Origin of the sequence: uncultured Blautia sp., assembly GCF_902497045.1 — a bacterium.
GTDB lineage: Bacteria > Bacillota > Clostridia > Lachnospirales > Lachnospiraceae > Blautia_A.
Genome location: NZ_CABVDF010000368.1, coordinates 1 through 1,667, shown reverse-complemented (window position 1 = coordinate 1,667; position 1,667 = coordinate 1). Strand labels below are relative to the sequence as shown.

Sequence of the window (1,667 nt, the reverse complement as noted above, 5' to 3'; positions counted from 1 at the left end):
CATCCAATGCCTCTGCCAGCTGTTCTGTGGTCATCTTCTCTGGATACATTGCTTCTCGAACATCCCTCATCGGTACATACTTGTAGTCCGGCAATGCTTCATGAATTTTCTCAATTCCTTCCCGTACCAGTGCAAGCTCCCCATAAAACCGAACATCATCCACCAGATTCCCAAATACGGTATTGCCTTTTACGATTGCAAATTCGGCTTCATCATAGTAACTGTCTTCCGGATCACGATAGATAATTCCCATTGAGCATCCGAGATAAGCTGTTTCTGGATTCTCCCTATATTTTTCATAGACTGCAGCTATCTGATTAACATCGGTACTTTTTTCATAAGCTCCCATATCATGGAACTCATCACATTCTGTGGCAAAGTATTCCAGATAAGGTTCTTTCTTCAGTGGCATATTGTTAAGTACATTATCAATCATGTTGTAATTCGCCTCTTCCAGTTCTTCTACCTTTGCCAGTGGCTTATATTCGCCCTGGCTTTTCTGAATCTCTGCCATGACAACCTCATCCATTTCTTTCACTTTTTCCATCAACTGATCATAATCCCCACGAATGCATTCCCCAGTCCAGCCTTCGTCTTCCAGAAGTTCCTCTGCCACTTCTTCAATAGAAATTTCATCATTTTCATAGACGCCACCATCCATCAGACGGAAATCTTCATCGTAAAAGGAATAATCGTATCCTTCTTCTGTCCTCTGAATAGCAAAATAACGTTCTCCTACCTCATATGCCAATTCGTCAAGAACCTGTTCTTCCAGATTCAGAAAAGAATCCAGCTGTTCAAAACTGATACTGTCTACAAAATGAGCGGTCACTTTTTCTCCGTCATTCAGAACTACGATATCACTGACAGACAGTGAATGTCCTCGAAAGTCTTTCGGTCTGTCAATGTTGAATCTTTCAAAAATATCATCCAGTGACATATTTCCGAGTAATTCGCCAACATAGACCAGCTTATAATCTTCTTTTTTTATCTGCATACCATGACTTTCAATAAAACTCATATTCATAAATGTATAGTTTTCGCCCGGTGAATCATCCTTGATCTGATAAATACCAAAGGTTCGCCTTGTTCCTAACAACAAGTTTGCCTCTTTCAAAGACTGAATCTGTGGATATTTCTGCATTTCCCATTCCAGGTTACGAAAACGCTCCCGTTCTGCCATGGACATCTGATAATGCTCCGGTCCTCGTTCGATTTCCTTGCGTTCCGTGACATAGACCGGTGATGAAAAATTAATAATCAGATAGATATCTGCTCCGGCATCGTATAATTTCAATGCTTCTTCCTGGTCAATGACACTCATAGGCTCCTGAAATGCTCCCACATCTTCATCGGCATAATCCAGATCCTGATCCCTTATCCGTTCCCACATCTGTAATTCCATACCAAACAGACCTTCATGCGCCTGTATCATTTCTTTACTTGCATACTCTCCCTTGTCGCCATCGCTTCCCAGGCAATAAATCTTAGAGCCCATTCTGTGATAATCCAAAGCTGCTTCTTTTCTAAGCGGCACCATGTCTTCTGCTGTATATCCATAATCACGTAATTCCAGCTTACCTATGGTTGGATCTGGTAAGTCCTGAATATCCATTTTTGCATCATCCAGAAGTTCCTCTACTTTATCTTCATCTGCCTGATTGATT

The 1,667-nt window shown here is 41.3% G+C and carries 1 protein-coding gene; it reads right to left on the bottom strand.

The genetic code is table 11. From position 1 onward, the window contains the following. A partial coding sequence (locus tag RDS42_RS14760; RefSeq protein WP_308784315.1) for a YodL domain-containing protein occupies nt 1-1,667 on the bottom strand: 1,667 nt, incomplete at both ends.